This is a genomic window from Flavisolibacter tropicus (assembly GCF_001644645.1).
In the GTDB taxonomy this organism is placed as follows: domain Bacteria; phylum Bacteroidota; class Bacteroidia; order Chitinophagales; family Chitinophagaceae; genus Flavisolibacter; species Flavisolibacter tropicus.
The window spans coordinates 5,482,143-5,499,888 of the sequence record NZ_CP011390.1 but is presented as its reverse complement, the minus strand read 5'-3'; the positions used below and the strand labels follow the sequence as shown (position 1 = coordinate 5,499,888).

Annotated in this window: 16 protein-coding genes; all 16 read right to left on the bottom strand. The window is 38.2% G+C overall.

All coding sequences use genetic code 11. The annotated features are described in order from the left end of the window. Nucleotides 1-206: 206 nt before the first annotated feature. The 16 genes from SY85_RS23345 to SY85_RS23270 all read right to left on the bottom strand — a co-directional run bounded on the left by SY85_RS23345 (nt 207) and on the right by SY85_RS23270 (nt 17,652). On the bottom strand, nt 207-1,286 hold the full coding sequence (locus SY85_RS23345) for a hypothetical protein (protein WP_066408361.1): 1,080 nt from the start codon (nt 1,284-1,286) through the stop codon (nt 207-209). 11 nt (nt 1,287-1,297) lie between these two features. Then, nucleotides 1,298-3,355 carry a polysaccharide biosynthesis protein gene (locus tag SY85_RS23340; protein WP_066408358.1) on the bottom strand — a complete coding sequence of 686 codons (2,058 nt, stop codon included), beginning with the start codon at nt 3,353-3,355 and terminating at the stop codon, nt 1,298-1,300. A gap of 131 nt (nt 3,356-3,486) precedes the next feature. Further along, entirely contained in the window at nt 3,487-4,641 is a 1,155-nt protein-coding gene (locus SY85_RS23335; RefSeq protein WP_066408356.1) for a DegT/DnrJ/EryC1/StrS family aminotransferase, read from the bottom strand. 64 nt (nt 4,642-4,705) lie between these two features. Beyond that, nucleotides 4,706-5,395: an HAD family hydrolase gene (locus SY85_RS23330; protein ID WP_066408354.1), complete on the bottom strand. Its 690-nt coding sequence runs from the start codon at nt 5,393-5,395 to the stop codon at nt 4,706-4,708. Further along, nucleotides 5,379-6,344 (bottom strand): ATP-grasp domain-containing protein, encoded by a 966-nt coding sequence (locus SY85_RS23325; protein ID WP_066408352.1) that lies wholly within the window; start codon nt 6,342-6,344, stop codon nt 5,379-5,381. Before SY85_RS23325 ends, SY85_RS23330 begins: the two co-directional genes overlap by 17 nt. Next, nucleotides 6,341-6,958 (bottom strand): sugar transferase, encoded by a 618-nt coding sequence (locus tag SY85_RS23320; protein ID WP_148661271.1) that lies wholly within the window; start codon nt 6,956-6,958, stop codon nt 6,341-6,343. The genes SY85_RS23325 and SY85_RS23320 overlap by 4 nt, the downstream gene beginning before the upstream one ends. Further along, a complete protein-coding gene (locus SY85_RS23315) occupies nt 6,921-8,090 on the bottom strand; it encodes a glycosyltransferase family 4 protein (protein WP_226998942.1) in 1,170 nt (389 codons plus the stop codon). Before SY85_RS23315 ends, SY85_RS23320 begins: the two co-directional genes overlap by 38 nt. A gap of 52 nt (nt 8,091-8,142) precedes the next feature. Beyond that, entirely contained in the window at nt 8,143-9,141 is a 999-nt protein-coding gene (locus SY85_RS23310; RefSeq protein WP_066408349.1) for a GNAT family N-acetyltransferase, read from the bottom strand. Between the two features lie 11 nt (nt 9,142-9,152). Further along, nucleotides 9,153-10,190: a polysaccharide deacetylase family protein gene (locus SY85_RS23305; RefSeq protein ID WP_066408347.1), complete on the bottom strand. Its 1,038-nt coding sequence runs from the start codon at nt 10,188-10,190 to the stop codon at nt 9,153-9,155. After that, nucleotides 10,191-11,312, bottom strand: a complete 1,122-nt coding sequence (locus tag SY85_RS23300; RefSeq protein WP_226998941.1) for a hypothetical protein — start codon at nt 11,310-11,312, stop codon at nt 10,191-10,193. 86 nt (nt 11,313-11,398) lie between these two features. Beyond that, entirely contained in the window at nt 11,399-12,571 is a 1,173-nt protein-coding gene (locus SY85_RS23295; RefSeq protein WP_066408343.1) for a glycosyltransferase, read from the bottom strand. A gap of 28 nt (nt 12,572-12,599) precedes the next feature. Further along, the gene (locus tag SY85_RS23290; RefSeq protein ID WP_066408340.1) at nt 12,600-13,700 is read right to left on the bottom strand and encodes a glycosyltransferase; all 1,101 of its coding nucleotides are present in this window, start codon (nt 13,698-13,700) and stop codon (nt 12,600-12,602) included. Beyond that, nucleotides 13,697-14,176 carry a glycosyltransferase gene (locus tag SY85_RS23285; protein ID WP_257739146.1) on the bottom strand — a complete coding sequence of 160 codons (480 nt, stop codon included), beginning with the start codon at nt 14,174-14,176 and terminating at the stop codon, nt 13,697-13,699. Before SY85_RS23285 ends, SY85_RS23290 begins: the two co-directional genes overlap by 4 nt. Further along, on the bottom strand, nt 14,161-14,880 hold the full coding sequence (locus SY85_RS23280) for a glycosyltransferase (RefSeq protein WP_066408335.1): 720 nt from the start codon (nt 14,878-14,880) through the stop codon (nt 14,161-14,163). Before SY85_RS23280 ends, SY85_RS23285 begins: the two co-directional genes overlap by 16 nt. 94 nt (nt 14,881-14,974) lie before the next feature. Next, on the bottom strand, nt 14,975-15,823 hold the full coding sequence (locus SY85_RS23275) for a glycosyltransferase family 2 protein (protein ID WP_071892088.1): 849 nt from the start codon (nt 15,821-15,823) through the stop codon (nt 14,975-14,977). 32 nt (nt 15,824-15,855) lie between these two features. After that, nucleotides 15,856-17,652, bottom strand: coding sequence for an ABC transporter ATP-binding protein (locus tag SY85_RS23270; RefSeq protein ID WP_066408328.1), 1,797 nt, complete (start codon nt 17,650-17,652; stop codon nt 15,856-15,858). Between the last annotated feature and the right edge of the window lie 94 nt (nt 17,653-17,746).

Here is a 17,746-nt window from a genome sequence, read left to right as displayed (position 1 = left end):
TATTTACTAAAGCGTCACCATAACTTTAAATAAAATGAGCTTAGTTTCCTTGCACGAAGAAGTAAGGCTCTAAACAACTTTTTATTTTATGGCGCTGATACATCTTTCAAAAGAACTACAACAGATAGTAGATTAATTTTTAAAACAATACCTTTCTAGGCATTACAATCTGAGGATTAGAGGTTTGATCAGATTCACTCAAAATGCTAGGCTAGGTTTGTCTTCTTATCACTATGATTTATCACCTGAAATAATGTATTCAAAACCAGCTTTTCTGGTTTAACAAAATTGTCATAGTAATCCTTATTAGCATTCATCATTTTAAGTATCTTCTCCTTATTATTTAGGAGCGTATAAATTTGTTCAATTAACTGACTGGGAGTTTGAAACTCCAGGTAATTTTGATCTTTCCCAAATTCACCTGGCAATTCATATTGTAGTGGCTCAGATACAATTGCCCTTGAAGCGGCTACGTATTCACCAAACTTCCAACCTATAGAGTCATGCAGTCCTGTGGTTGCAATACAAATGGAGTGTTCTCTCACTGCCTGCAAGAATCGCCTTTTACTAGTATACTCGCCCGGCATGATCAAATCACTATAATATTTTTCACTATAAGCATCTGCAATCAAGCCTCCCGTAAAACGCTCACCGAACTCTTTTCGACACAACCGAATACATTCTACCCTTGTTTGATTCACCATTTCGCGATGCGAACGTGATCCCTCCCATCGTGCTTCTGCAGGATCCCACACCCTGGTCAGAAACAGGATACGATCAACAGCATGTTTTGTTGGGAAATATTCAAAGTCCTGTGAATAGAAAAAATTCTTTTTTGCAAGTTTTCTAAGCAGTTTATTAGACTTCATAACATACTTCACTTTATCCCCAAATGAAGGATTAAAGGCAAGCATATTACAACTGGGATAAATATTATAATTAAGTCCTAATGGGAGAACCTGGCAGTTTGCTGGCTTATATTGATGTAATAGTTGATGAAAGCTTCTTTTAAAATAAAAGTCTACATCAAAACTTTTTTGGAAATAGGATAAGTTCTCTTCTTTGCCACCAACTATCCAAGAGAAGCCATCCAATGCATCATAAGCCACTTTATACTTATTGTTTACTTTAACGATCAGTATATGTGGCCCAGTGGTTGATTTTCCTGTGGGCCTTACTTTCAATTTGATAATTCCTTTTTTCTGCAATTCAAAAAAACCGGAATAGATCTGCATCAAGTGTGGATTAGCTACATAATCCATTTCACACTCCAGTAACGTTTTCATCAGCGTATGGTTTAGGGCTGTGTCTTGGGTAATCCTTCTGGACTTATTTTCACTAGTGTAACTTTTCCTTCGCGTTTGATAACAGAAGGCAATAGATCTGCATTAGGCTTATCAAGCTTCTCGTACCTAGAGTTTTTACTTATAAATTCTGGCACTAAATCTTTCATCGTCCTAACTAAGCTTTCATTCTCTTCCTGGAAACACATATTGATCAACTCCTCAATTTTTGAACGTACTTGCCAAGAGCAGGGAATTACTTTTGCGATCTTAATCTTTTCATGGTGAGTTGGCAGGGTCACTTCCTCTTTGTTTAATAACTCTTCATATAACTTCTCACCTGGTCGTAATCCTGTAAATACGATTTTGATATCGTCATCTGGAACAAAGCCATTCAATTGGATCATCTTGCGTGCTAAATCAACAACCTTTACAGGCTTGCCCATATCAAAAATGTAAATCTCTCCACCTTTTCCCATGGTACCTGCTTCTAACACCAGTTGCACAGCCTCAGGTATTGTCATAAAAAAGCGAGTGATTTCAGGATCTGTTACTGTAACAGGTCCACCCTTTTTAATCTGATCACTGAAACGAGGCACTACAGAACCATTAGAGCCAAGCACATTTCCAAAGCGAGTTGTAATAAATTTTGTTTTAACACTTGGCTTTAAGGAAGTCGTGTTTCTGCTTAACGCATTTACAATTTTATGAAGCTCATTTTCAAACTCTCCCTCTAAAGCATTGCTTAATGATTGAACATACATTTCTGCAATACGCTTAGTTGCACCCATAATATTTGTTGGATTCACGGCTTTATCCGTAGAAACCATCACAAACTTCTCTGCCCGGTATAATACAGCTAAATCCGCCACATTCTTTGTTCCCATTATATTGGTCAATATAGCTTCTGATGGATGATGCTCCATCATAGGCACATGCTTATAAGCGGCGGCGTGAAATACAACTTGAGGATGATATTTTTTGAACGGAAGCTCAATTCGGTTATAGTCTCTGATACTACCAATAAAGGTCTTGATCTGTACGCCAGGAAATTTTTCCTCTACCTCTAGCTGTATCTCGTGCATAGCTGATTCCGCCTGATCACAAAGAATAACCATTTCAGGTTTATAGGTAAGTACCTGCCGAACAATTTCAGAACCAATACTGCCAGCAGCACCCGTAATCAGTATACGCTTCCCCTTCAGATCTTGGCTAATTTTCTGGTTATCGATGACTATGGGTTCGCGTTGCAGCAGATCTTCAATCTTCAATTCTTTGATTTGCTCTGAAGCAATACGCTTACCTGACAACCACTGCTCAGAAGGTGGAACAGTCAAAACCTTAATACCTAGTTGCAAACATTTATCAATTACTAGTTTTTTATCACCACAAGTTAATTGCTCGTTCATCACAATTAACTTGGTTACATTCTTCTTTGTATGCAATACCATCAGATCCTTAAGGCCAAATACTCTTTTTTGTTGTATATAAGTATTGATGATACCAAAACGCGTGTCTATAAATCCGGCTATAGAAAACTGATTGTTATGACTGGATTCGATAGCCTGCTTTAGTAATATTGCCTGGGTACCAGAACCAAAGATCAATACGTTTTCTCTTGACTGTTTAGCAGTCATCCGTCTCACATAAAAAAATACTTCTTTTATGGCAGTACGTAGCATGATCAACAAAGAAGAGGCAATAAAGAAGTTGACAAGAAGTACCGCTCCGATATCCAAAGAATGAATACTTAAATGATCGGCAATCGTTACTTTAATTACTACCGGATAAATTAAACTGGAAATCAAAACAGAGAAAAAAATGCGCAGCATATCTGTTACGTTAGAATAACGAATCAGGCAGGTATGAATACGCATAGCATAAAAAACTGATCCTACTGTTGCACAGTAGATTCCAGTATAGATCAAAAAATGTCCTCGTAAAATTTCAGAGAACTCGAAATGCTTTACTATAAAATAAGCAAGAGCAAATGAGGATGTGTTAATAAATAGGTCTAGCAACAAGATCACCCACCGGGGTACCGCTCTCGAACTTAACAATAATCTTTCCATGGCCTTAGGGTTGTGAGATTAATAGGGTAAACGGCCATTGGCATTAATAGGATGTGGAAATATCAAAAATGTAATTTCAATAGACGATAAACTGATTTTGGTTTTAGAGGAAAATGGATAACGTATAATTCTTAAATCAATGCACCTATTGCATTGGGAACTTCAATTGCCTGATAAATCTGTGCCACAACTCTATTTAACTCATCTTCAGTTAAATTTGAACCTGATGGTAAACACAAACCCTTTTCAAATAAGCGTTCACTGCAATCATTTCCATAATAAGGTGTTTGCTCAAAAACGGGCTGTAAGTGTAAAGGTTTCCACAAAGGGCGACAGTCAATGTTACTACCTGCTAAGCACATACGAACATCTTCGCGCGTCGCAGATGCACCCTCTATTGTAATTGCAGTTAACCATCTGTTTGAATAATACGCTGAATTAGGCTCTTCCAAAAACTTTATATAGGGAATGCCAGCAAACGCATTTCTATAAAACTGGTAATTACTTCTACGTTGCCAGATACGTTGTTTCAATACTTCCATCTGCCCACGGCCAATACCAGCACATATATTACTCATACGATAGTTATAGCCAATCTGAGAATGCTGATAATGAGGTGCGGGATCCTGCGCTTGCGTAGATAGGAACCGGGCTTTTTTAATGTATTCCTCGTTGGCAGACACTAGTGCTCCACCACCTGATGTGGTGATGATCTTATTTCCATTGAAAGAGAAAATACCGATATCGCCAAATGTACCTAAAGATTGTCCCTTAAACTCTGAGCCTAACGCTTCAGCCGCATCTTCCACAACCGGTATTTCATACTTCCTCGCAATACTCATAATCTTATCCATTTGTGCTGGCATTCCATATAAATGCACAACAACTATGGCTTTGGGCTTTTTTCCCAGTGCTATACGCTCCTTGATGGCCACCTCTAAAAATTCGGGTGACATATTCCACGTTTGTGCTTCACTGTCAACAAATACGGGTGTTGCGCCTTGGTAAACGATTGGGTTAGCCGAAGCAGAAAAGGTCATTGACTGGCAAATGACTTCGTCGCCCGCTTTTACGCCTAATATGATTAGCGCCAAATGTAAAGCAGCTGTCCCTGAACTTAAAGCAGCTACATGCACATCTTCGCCCAGGAACAATTGAAGGTCTTGTTCAAAACCATCCACGTTTGGCCCTAATGGAGCAATCCAATTAGAGGAAAAAGCATCTTTTACATAACACAATTCTTTATCGCCCATATGTGGGGAAGAAAGCCAGATCTTGGGTTTCATAAATCCAATTTTATTAAGATCAGTAAGTAATTATTTATTCATTTGCCCTATAGTACAGGCAATTTTAGCAGGCAATATTCATCGTAGAAGGCAAAAGCAATTCAATCTCTTGCAAGGAGGAAACTATGTAATTAGGCTTTGGACAAATGCTGAAGTCCTGATTATGAATATTGTATCCACAATTTTTTATGCAAATAGTTGTCCAACCTAATTGCTGTGGAACAATAAAATCTTTTGTAGGATTGTCGCCAATAAAAATGAATTCTTTATTAGGATACTTATTTTCAAAATATTGAAAGTTGCGAGCATCCGGCTTTTCAGAACCAAACTCCTCAGAAATAATAATATCTTCAAAAAAGGTCTCAATACCTAACGCTTGTAGTTTATTACGCTGTGTAATACTCCTACCGTCAGTTACCACACCCATCGGTATCATTAATTCTCTCAACGATTGCAAGAGAGAATCTGCGCCAGGCTTCAACTTAATTTCTGGTTGATGCTCCCGATACTCTCTTAAAAACCAACTTATATCAACATCGCGCATAAACCGGCCATATTGGCTTATAATCCATAAAAAAACATTCTCCTTCTTCTTATACCGCGCAAACATTTCCTCATACAGATCACAACAAATTCTAGGTTGCAGAAGGTTTGCAATATGCCTGTATGCAGACTTCAAGTAGTCTATCTCTTGAAAAAGTGTATCATCAAGATCAAATACAAAAAAGCTATTCGTGTTAATTTCCAGCTGCATGAACAATTATTTCATCATCATAACGAAGCATGAGCATACTATCTTCCCATTCTTCAGTATAGTTGATAACTTGATTATTAAAATATTCTTGTATTAGCCAAAGTGGATAGTTTGCGCCCGCTCTATAGCTAAGTGGGTATCCACCTCCAAAGCGCGGATTAATCTCAATAGCAATTATCCGGCCGGTATTCTTATTCAAAAAAACTTGCACCGTTAAACATCCTACAGCACCTTCTATTGACCCAAGCTTCTCTTTTAAAAAAGGAACAATTGCATTCTTTGAGGTAACGCCTTTATTGATCTCCCCTGCTCTTATCAATATACGCTTGCGAGGCACAATACACTTTACCTGATGATCTCGACCAAAGTACATATCTACTGTATACTCATCATGTTCCTGCTTGTCGATATATTCCATGAACAGAAATCGTTCATTACTTAAATGGTAGTCTCGCAAACCTTCCGCTCCCTGTATCAAATAAGTATCAGCACTCAAACTCCCATCATATGGTTTGATAAACAAGGGAAATGTTGGACTATTCTTGTCAACAGGTTTGGGAATTTCAATACCCCTGTCAAGAAAGAAACTGTTGATCTTTCGTTTGTCGCGGCATTGCTCTACAAATGAAACAGAAGAAATAATTAAATGAATGCCTTCCCTTTCAAATCGCTCCCTATTCTTAGCTAACACCAACAACTCTGTATCGATGGTAGGAACTACCATCTTTATTTTATGTGATACACACAAAACAAGAAGCTCATCTATATAACCAGGGTCTGTAACTCTATTTACCTGGAAATATTTGTCAGAAATATTGCATGCTGCACTAAGATGTGGGAACATATCCGTGGTAAACACTTTACCAGTTGGATATAATGTTTTCAGCTCTTTCTGAAATGCCCTGACCAGAGAAACACGTTGGCCAGCAGATGTAATCAGAATATTCATGATTGGCTTGCTCCTGTAAAGATTGGCATAGTAGCATGACCTTGCTGACTAATACCCTCTGTTTTAAAGACTTTTTTAATGGTCAGAAATAGTATCTTAAAATCTAATGCCAAAGAAAGGTGGTCTACATACCATACATCCAGTTCAAATTTATTTTCCCAACTAATAGCATTACGGCCGTTTACTTGCGCCCAGCCAGTAATTCCAGGCTTTACTTCATGTCTTCTATTTTGAAATGATGTATATAGCGGTAAATATTCTACTAATAATGGTCGTGGGCCAACTAAACTCATGTCACCTTTGATCACATTGATCAATTGAGGTAGCTCATCCAATGAGGTTTTGCGAATAAATTTTCCCAAACTTGTCAAACGCTGTTCATCAGGTAACAATTGTCCGTTAGCATCTTTTCGATCATTCATGGTTTTAAACTTCACTAATAAAAAGACACTCCCCTTCTTTCCTGGGCGACGCTGAAAAAAGAATGGTTTGCCATCATTAGCCACAAAAAGTAATACAGTGACAATTAAACCAATAGGCAACAAAAAACAAAAGGCAATAAGACTACATGTTAGGTCAAGCAATCGCTTGAGATAATTTTGATACACTTTCATATGCTGCTTGTAATTCCTGGTATTCTTCTAAAATAGCTTTCCACAAAAGCTTTTGATCAAACCGCTCCGTGATCATAGGGCGAGCATTTGCTTTTAATTGGAGATATAAGGCTTTATCTACCAATAAACGTTCCATGCTGACTTCCAAAGATTGAGAATCTTTAACTGGTACAATAAGCCCATTCTTTTTATCCTCTATAATCTCGTTACAACCGTTGATATCAGTAACAATAGCAGGCAGTTCCATGCACCCAGCTTGCATCGGCACATTAGGAAAACCCTCACGGTAAGAAGGGAAAACCAATACATAGCTCATTGCCAAATAAGGCCGGATGTCTTGTTGGAAATCAACTTGTATAATTGACGGGTGCTTTTGAATCATTGTTACTGTAGCCTCAGGCAAAGGATCTAATGCTTGCTCGTAGGGCCCTACTAATAACAGTTTGGCATGTGGATGGCGCTTATGTAAAGCAGTAAATGCATCAACCAGTTCTTGTATACCTTTATCTTTTACCAAACGACCAATAAATACAAAAACGAAATCAGAATCGCTAATCCCTAACTTCTCCCTAATAGTTGCGGCCTGATCACTGATGTCGTTTGACTTTATAAAAAAGTCTGTGTTGATCCCATTACTACTTCCGTTACCCAACACTTTCAACTTCTGAACATCACAAAACCGGTTCTGAATAATGAACTGTGCTAAATTTTTGGAATTGGGATAAACCTTATGTGCACACCAATAAGTTAATTGCTCCACCAATTCCAGTATTTTTCTTTTGATACCTTCCGTTTCCATTAATGGCAACCCTGCTACTGTATGCAATCGAATAGGCACCCCTGCCAACCGGCTGGCCAACATACCTAACAATCCTGCTTTAGGCGTATGCGTATGAACGATTAATGGCTTTTCCTTCTTAAAAAGCTTATATAGCTGCCACAAGGCCTTTAGATCTTTCAAAGGAGTAATTGAACGAGTCATCTCCACGGGCGCAGTTCTTACCCCCTCAGCAGCTGCTACCTGATCCAGTTCCTTTTCCGGTGAAGAAACACCCAATACATTATAGTAGTCATTCATAAAATGCAGCTGTTGTCGCAACAATACCTTCAAGGAGATAGGGACAGTTGTCATTCTAATGAGCGTATTCTCACTTCGCATAATCCAAAAAATAAATAGTAAACAATTAGAACAGTTCCATATCACCCAATGAATACGCCCAATTATTAACATCCAGCAATTGAGGAAAATTGCTGTTCATATTCAAGTCCTTTAAAGTAACAATGGGACCTAATGAACGTACTGGAACAAATCCCATCCAACTGAAGTAAGCTTTATATTGTTGATATTGCTGACCTGATAAAGAAATAAAGCGCACGTTATTTTTCCGGCTGTATTGTATAATAGCTTTTTTGATCTGAGCACTCACCTTTTTAGAAGAAGCCTCTTTCTTTAAAAGAATAAAGTCAGAGATCCGTAACTCTTTTCCAAAGAAATGGTCCTTCATACGCAAGATCACCAGGAAGTTCTCATTATCAGTGACATAATTATAATTGGCTAATGGATTTTCTGCATATCTCCATTTTACATAAGCACCCGATACAGCTGTTGACAGTTGATCATCACCAGCTACTGCCTGATCAACCTTTTGAAAAAGGTATTCAGGCCATTGCATGTGTGGGGTTGGATCGTCTTTATAGGAGCTTACCTTCTTTTTGTTAAACATCATAGAATAACCCAAAGCCAGAGGTTGTACGATCTTAAATTTCAATGGCATTTTGCCTTGTTCCACCCATCCCATTTTCAAATAACCAGGCTTACTTTGCGTATTAGGGGTATTGAAAACAAACTGCACGCCCTCTTGCTTGCAAGCTTCTGCCTGTTGCAAGGTTAGCTTTTTAAAAATACCTTTACCCTGATGTGCAGGATGTGTAGCGGTATCCACGGCGCGAATGGCCTTATACCGTTTACCTTGCCATTGCCAATCCCACTGCATAAATGCCCGTAGGCCGATCAATGTTCCGTTTTCTTCCGCCAATAAAACGTAAGACTGTCCAAAAGGGTTCTGTTCATGTTTCCAGGACCACAGGGCTTCAGATTTAGGCACGGTTGACTCCCCCAATGATTGGCGCAGGAGTTCAATAATAGCCGGCCGGTCAGCAGGTCCAGCAATTCTGATATTCATGGAAGATTTACTTAAATGGTGATATGTTCTTTGTTAAACAGTTCCACACTAGGATATTGGGCTGTTGAAGTATTGCCTCTTAAGCGGGGAATATATTCACCCATGTTCCAACTTTGCATGCCGTATTTGTCTTTAAACAATTGATAAGCCTCCAAAATGGTTAAGAGATCTTTTATGTTTTCTTCTGGATGGTCTCCAAAGTTCTCCGGATGCCACCAGAGATGGTAACATTCATTATGTTTAGCCGCTTCTCGCATTTCTTGTATCAACCGCCGAAGACGCAGCTTATTTGTAAACTTGTAAGAGGGACTCCAAGAGCGCAACAAACGACTAGCCGGCAATTGTATAGGCTCCCCCTCCTTCACAACTATTGATTGCAAAGAATAAGAAGTGCGATTGCCCATTTTCAGATAGCCATCACCGGTTCTAAAGATCTTTCGCAACAAGTTGTTACCATCATTAGAAACAGGTGTCCAAAACCAATTGTTTGGATTAGAGCGCACAACTTCAACACCTTCCTCAAAACAAACGTTAAGGTATTCCTCATTAAACTGATTACGTGGAAAAACAAGCGAACGTAAGTTTGTATTAAACTTGGCAGCTGCTTTTTTTGCTGCTTGCAGATCTGCTCGAAATGCACCAGCTACGCGTTGTGGCTCCGCACAATAATAATGACTAAATGTATGGGTTCCTAACTCCTGCCCGGGGTATTGCATGATCATCTTTACCTCTTCTGGCGCAAAGTGTGCCCATTTAAAAGTATCAGCTAAGCCATTTTCTTCAATCCATTTGTAAGGAGAAAAAATGGTGTTTACGTAATCAGGTTCAATTGATGGCTTTAGTGATTCCCATTCCTCACGATTGGCAGCAAATAGACTACCCACAGTAGCCCAGGTTACATGCACATCATACCGGCTAAAAATATCCAACAGTTTTGGAATCAACAGTAAAGTGTTCTGATAACATTGCTTACGGGCATCACGATCTTTTTTATCAAAAACGCCCCAATGCAATTCAAAGTCCAATGATATCGTAAATACGCCAGCCATCTATGCTTGTATTAATTGTAAATCCTCTACCTCTCTTGCTTTCTTAAGCTCCAACACACGTTGCTTCCGTTTCACCCGTATCTCTTTTTTATAATCCATAAATGAAATGATGATAAATAATAAGAAATACATGACCATGCTTTTCTGACGAATGATGATCCCCATATTTGAGAGCGTCTCAGCCAAAGCCAGTGAAGTAGCCAAGAACACTACAGCACCTGTCTTCACTAAGGCTGAGCTCTTAGTCATAAACTTTACAAATCCTCCGCTAAACAACTTTAGGGCTAAATAGAGGTACAAAAGATTTTCAAATGACACAATCAATCCAACTGGGCCTGGAGCATCTACAAATAAAGGCCGAAACCAAAAAGTAAAAAGTTTAAGGAGCAGCGGATAATTGGAGGTATCTATACCAGAATTAGCTTTCGCCAATTCAAAAGAGCGTTTATTGGAGAACTGATCGAAGCTATCTAGAAGATTTGAACCATCCAGCCCTACAAAACCTATAATCTGGTCATACATGACCACTAAAGCAACAGCGCTACCGGCAAAAACAAGAAACTTCTGGTAAAAGGGCACTTTTTGTTTCCCCGTAAACAGGCCAACCACAATACCAATTACCATAAATAAAAAGATATGTGGCCGCACATGGTAAACCAATAAAAGCCCAAGTATCAAAGCCGTTTTTCTTAACTTCAAATTGCTTAAACCATATGTTACCATGGCAAGCGCCAGAAATATCGGAGCGCCTTTTCCAAGAGAGGCTGTCCAATAGTGCATATTAGGTAGGAATATGAACACATTAATCAGGTCATATCCTTGAAATGTATGTTTGTATTTTATGTTCTCTTTAAAGAAGATATAGAAATACACAAACCCCCAATAACCAATCCAGGCAAACAACACCATCATCATCTCATAAGTAAACATGAGATAATTGATAAAGGGATAAGCCATGAACTCAATGAACTTCGTACCCGTTTCATAGGCCTCAAACCAGTTACTGAGGTACTGAGGCTTCAGATAGTAACCGACTGAGTCAGATCTTGAGGTCAAGGTCATTATGTAGTAAACAGCAGCAAAAAACATATGATACCAGAACAAGTTGTTCATGGTATTCATTGAAAACCACCGTTTCCCCCGCTTCAAACTTTGCAACAAGGGTTGCGTCATGAAGTACAACACGAATATGAGCAAAATAGCCCCTATCAAGATCTCTGATTTAAAATGTTATCATAAATTGTTTCAATCTCACTAACCATTTTTTGCATACTGAAGCCCTTTACAATGGTCTCACGTGCGGCAACGGCTTTTGCTTTAATCTCCCCAGGTGAACTCAAATAATCAGATAACCGAGAAACTAGCTGCATTGGTTCATTTACAGGTACCAATACTCCATTTACATTATCATTGATCAATTCGCCTATACCACCAGCAGACGTGCTAGCCGGCATACAACCCATACTCATTGCCTCCATTAAAGCAATGGGCAAGCCTTCAAATTCCGACGACATCATAAATACATCCATGGCTTTTAAATAAGGTCTAATTTCTGTTTGCATGCCTACGAAGTGTACATAATCGTGAGTATTTAATTCATTTGCTTTTGTTTGGATCTCATCCTTGAGTACACCATCACCTACTATAATAAAATGTGTACCAGAAAATTGACTACGTAATTTTTGAGCGATCTCTAGCCATACAGGCACTCGTTTTTGCTTACGGAAAACACAAGCCAGACCTATTACAGTTGCAGAGGCTGGAATACCTAACTCTTTTCGAACATCTCGATCAATAATTACTTCTGGAGAAAACTTTTTTATATCAACACCATTGGCAACTACTTGTACCTGTGGATTGTGGCCTTTATAATGTGATTGTATAGATTTTGCCACATCGCCAGAAACGGCAATCACTTTTTGCTGACTGGAAAAGCTGAATTTATTTAACCAATAGGTTAATTTATGATAGCGTTCCCATTTGTTGTGCTCAGTATAAATAACGGGAACACCAGTAAGTATTCCGACCAGTCGTCCTACAATGCCAGCCCAGGGCAGGTGGCAGTGAATGAGTTGAATTTTATGTTTTTTAACATAGCGTACAATTTGAAAGACCTTACGCAAAATGGCAATATTATTTTTAGCCGATAAACAAGTTACTGTTCCACCAGCTTTCTCGATTGCACCCACCATTTGGTACTTCCAAGGTAAAAAGTAGATATAATGAAATTGATATTTCTGTTTATTATGCTGATGTAGCGTTTCTGGCAGTAAGGTCTCAGCCCCACCCCTTCCTAATGACTTAATAATATGTAGAACAGGAACTGATCGTGTAGCTTTTAATACTACATTATCAGAATGTTGTTTCAATACAGTTTTCATTTTGTTTGTTTGAAATAAATTGCAGTAACTAGGCAGCAATTACAGAAGTGTATACGTTTAAAAACTCTTGCGCTATTTGTGTATTGAGATATTTGGATGTTACTAACTGATAAGCATTGTCAATTATCATGCTATTTTTAGAACCCTTATGCAAAGCCTTTTCAACCGAGATAACAAATTCTTGCTCGTCACCTTTAGGAACTAAATAACCTGTTTGCTCCGGAATAACAACTTCTTTAATTCCACCCACATTATATGCAACAACTGGTGTACGGCAAAAGAAGGCTTCCAATATTACACCAGGCAAGCCTTCTATTAGACTTGGCAACAAAAGCACATCGGCATTTCGTATATAATCCATGGCATTGTTCTGAAAACCATGGAATAGAACGCTTTCCTGTAGGTTCTTTTCTTTAACCAACGCCTCCACCTTCGTGCGCAAAGGCCCATCTCCCACTAAGTGAAGCTTTGCTGAAGGATGCTTTTGAATTAGTTGCTCAAATATTGAAATCAGGCCTGTATGATTTTTTTCGTGTGTAAACCCACCCACATGCGCTAGTGTGGGATAAGAATATGTTGATTGTGGATTTAATTGACTGTTGCTTCCTTCGGGAGAGTTTTGCGACTCAATACCAATGGGAATCGTTGTAATCTTATGTTTATACTGTGGGTATACCATTGCAAAGTCATTGGCAGAAACATTACTTACGGAAATGATCTTTGCGGCATGTTTAAAGAAAAAGCCATTCCACTTCTTTACCAGGCCTTTCTTAATATAAAGACTAATGGTACTTGCATTACGAAACACGATAGGTTGCTTCCAACGGAAAAGCAGCTTTGAAAAGACGGCATATTTTAAGGTATCGCCAGCGTTCGCCTGTATAATATCAGGTTTCTCTTCTTTTATAATCTGTGCCAGCCTTCTCCACGCCTGAATATCATTAAATCTTCTTTTAGACTTCCCATTTAGATGAAAAAATGAAGTCTGATAAGGCAACTCCCCACTACCTGGAAACACAAAAGCGATACTGGCTTTATGCCCTGACTGGTTTATATGATGCGATAATTGAGATGTAAAAATCTCAGCCCCTCTCAGTTGCGGCTTTTGAACAAGATGAAGAACTCTCAATTCTGATGAATAATTGCGTTATGTAAATATTGCTCAAACTCCCTTGCTATATTATCAAGCTCGAAACGATCCTTAGCCAAAGTATTTGCATTTTTAGCCAATGTTTTGGCAAATGCTTCATTGTCTCTAAACCAGAAAAATGCGTTTGTGATGGCATCAACATTCCCAACCTCAAATAAGTAGCCCGTTTCCATATGTGTTACGGCTTCTTTATTTTGATGAATATCGCTTGCCAATACAGGTAATCCGGCAAACATAGCTTCTACTAAGGCGCCACTAAACCCTTCAACATGTGTTGGAAAAACAAAGCAGTCATATAATGCTAGTAAAGCAGGAACATCATTTCTAGCCCCCAGCAAAACAACTTTTTCTTCTAGTTCATATTCTTTAATGGCTCGCTCCAGCTTTTCCCGCATTACACCTTCACCTATAATGTGCAATTCGGAATAGGGATATTTATCTACAAAATTTTGAATGCGCTTATCAACTCCAATTGTCCTTTAATAGGAATCAACCGGCTAACATTTACAAATCGTATGGTAATATCACTCCTTTTAAAATCCAGATCTTTACAGGCAAAAAGAGAACTATCCCGCCCTCTGTTAATAACCTTAATCTTGCTTAAAGGAACCGCCAATTGTTTAGCATTGCTTTCTTTGATGAATTGTGAATTGGCAACAAACCCTATACAGACTTTTGCAGTCAACTTATTCAATTGTTTAAAAAACCACACCTTCTTCTTTGCTAACCAAGAAAGATGCTGATGTGTTTTTTTAGCATACAAATCATGAACAAATGTTCCGATAACGGGAATATTATTGAACTTCCCAACAAGTCTGGCTACAAGCTCTGAGCGAGTAAGATAAGCCACAATTAGATCGGGACGCTCTGTTTTAACAATAGCCTTTAGTTGCTCGTATGCCTGTCCAAATCCATACTGTTTTTCAATATTTAGAGAATGTACTTTGATACCTTTCTCTATAAACTTTGGCTTCAATGTTTCGCCTTTATATAAATGGCAAACAATACCCTCAGTATTTTTAAATCGTGAGATGTTTGCCAGAAGGCTTTGCTCTGCGCCACCTAGCTCAAGTGTATCGATTACAAACAAAACTTTTTTCCTTGGTAAAAAAGTAAGATTATTACTAGACAGGAATACATCCTTTGTCTTCCAGTTCATTTAATAGCAATTAATTTAACTGTTGTCAACTTCATTAACTTGAATAGAGAAATTGTTCACTCCTATTCTTTTATACTCAGGTTTATAGCTACCACTATAATACACTATACTTTACTAAACGGGCGTAGTTAGTAAGACGTGATGGATTATACCATATGGCCTTTGCTAAATAGCAGATCGCTTCTGTTCTTTTCTTAGACTTGTAACTTGAATAAGCAATGGAGCTGCAAATACCCGATAACACATGTGGATCATTCTCTTTTAAATATTTCAAATGCTTTTGATAGTATTGAATGCCACCCGTTCTTGTTTTCTCCCAGTTGGTGCGAATACGGGGTCCGTTATGAATATTGATCTGCACCAGATACTCATTTAAACCCACAACTTTTAACCCATCGATCTTTAACCGTTCCAATATGCGGTAACCTAAGTCAGTTTGTATATTGGCTTTCAGTTCTGCATCATATCCGCCTATTGCCTTAAACACAGATGATCTAATAAACAATGATCCGCATGTAAACTTTACTTTATAGGTATCATTATAAAATTTATAATCATAAACACTTTCCTTAAGCTCTGTACCATCCACAAACTTCCGGATAGCACCTACACAAACAATCCCTGTATCGCCTTTGATATTTCTATGAGCTGTGGCGAGCCAATCAGGGTACGCTTCATCATCGCTATCCAGAAAGGTGATAAACTCTCCCCGGGTATGAGTAAATCCTACATTCAGTGTATGTGGCTGCCCCGTATTTTCCTTTTTATAATAACGTATTCGTGAATCTTTCAAATAAGGTTGAATGACTTTTGCAGTATCATCGGTTGATCCGTCATCCATGATAATTAATTCCCAGTCAGTAAATGTTTGCGCAAGAATACTTTTAATAGTTGTCGGTAATAGGTCTCTACGATTGTAAGTGGGGGTGATTATTGAAATCATATAGTATAAGGGTTAGGGTGAGTGATTAATTATTAAACGCTTTGCAGCGAAACCATTCTTTTAAATCGAGTAGATGAAGACATCATTTCTTCAAAAGAACCTGAAGCCGAAAGTTTTCCATTCTCCAACAGGTAAATGACATCCGCACCTTTTATAGTGGACAATCGATGGGCAATAAGTACCATTGTATAGGAGCCTTGCAGCTTTTCAATATTTTCTTGAATAACTCGTTCCGTTTCAGAGTCAAGTGCAGATGTAGCTTCATCAAAAATGAGGATTTCACATTCTTTATAAAGTTCTCTTGCAATTGATATACGTTGCTTTTGTCCTCCAGAAATTAAAATCCCATTATCACCTAATTGCGTTTTTTCTTTATCAGGCAATGATTGAATAAAACCTTTTAAAGAGGCCATCTCTAACACTTTATTAAAACGATGCAGGTTCTGTGAAGTTGGCTCTGCCCAGAACGTAATGTTATTGTAAATGGAATCATTGAAAATGACAGACTCCTGAGAGATATAGCCTATTTTATTTCTGTATTGATTTAAGTTCAAAGATTTAAATGGAATACCATCAAAAGACACTGTTCCTTCATCTGGTAGTAACAGCCCTGCGATCATATTGGCGATAGTTGTTTTACCTGATCCGCTTTCTCCTACCAGTGCAATCGTTTGCTTGTAAGGTAAACTTATCGTTACGCCATCCAAGGCTTTCTTACTGCCATAGCTGAATGAAACATTATCAAAAAGAACCTGATCTTTCAATTGGCCCGGATGTACGCTGCCTATAGTTTCTCTTTCACCTTCCATTTCAGCAGAAACGGTAGTAATGCTTTCAATTCCACCAACATTTTCAATAAAACCTTGCCAATCGTTCTGTACAGCAACAAGAGCAGTTAATGCCCTGTAGAACAGTAAAAGTGTAAGAATAATGGAATCGAGTGTGGCCCCCATCCAATTCACTTGCAACAATATAACCAGGCTCACAATGGTTATAATTACAGGTTCTTTTATGCTTGTAGCAATAGCCTTATTCAAACCAATTCGCTTATTCAATATCTCTGTTTGGGCTATAACGTCCTTCAGCTTTTTTGAGTAACTAGAGAATTGATTGGTTGACTTTAGGTATTTAAAATAATGCACAGCCTGAATCAGAAAGCTATTGAAGCTGCTTCCTTTCTCAGATATCTTGATAGAAAGTTTCTTCGTTCTCTTATACAGTGTTTTATAGATACCGTTAGATAAAACACCACCGAGACATACCAATATGGCAAACTGGTAATTACTAATAAATGCCAGGAAGATATAGGTGGCCAACATGGCAAATGACTGGGCAGCACTGAAATAAGACGTCATTGTCAAAAACAAACGCCCAACTTCGTTTGTCATCGTATTTTGGATCTTTCCTGCATCAACTTTTAGAAAGGCACTAAATGACAGATTCTCCAAATTGTTTAACAGTTTATAACGAACCTTCTTTAAAAAGATCATTTTCAAGCTGGCATAATAGCTAAGCTGAACAAACTTTATAACACCTTTAATAAGGAAGGTTAGAACTAATATTGACAGAACAGTAGTGATAGTTAGATCAAAGCCCAAACTTTGTATCCAATCGGTAAGATGATGCAACTGTCCTAATGACTCTTGATTAGAAGGCTGGTTACCAGACTTGTTTACAGCTTGCAATAACGGAATGAACATAGATAAGCCCATGCCATCCAAAAAGCTGATAACAATACTAAGTCCCAGATATACCAGAAGCCGGTTGCCTACTATATTGTAGTAGAATTTGAAATATCCGGCAAAGTTGTTTTTATAAGAAAGTCTCATTTCGTTGGTACAAGGATGTCATGCAGCCCTTTTCTAGGCTACAATTAAGAAGGGAATTAGAAGTGCTATTACCTTTTTTAGGAAGTAATAGCAC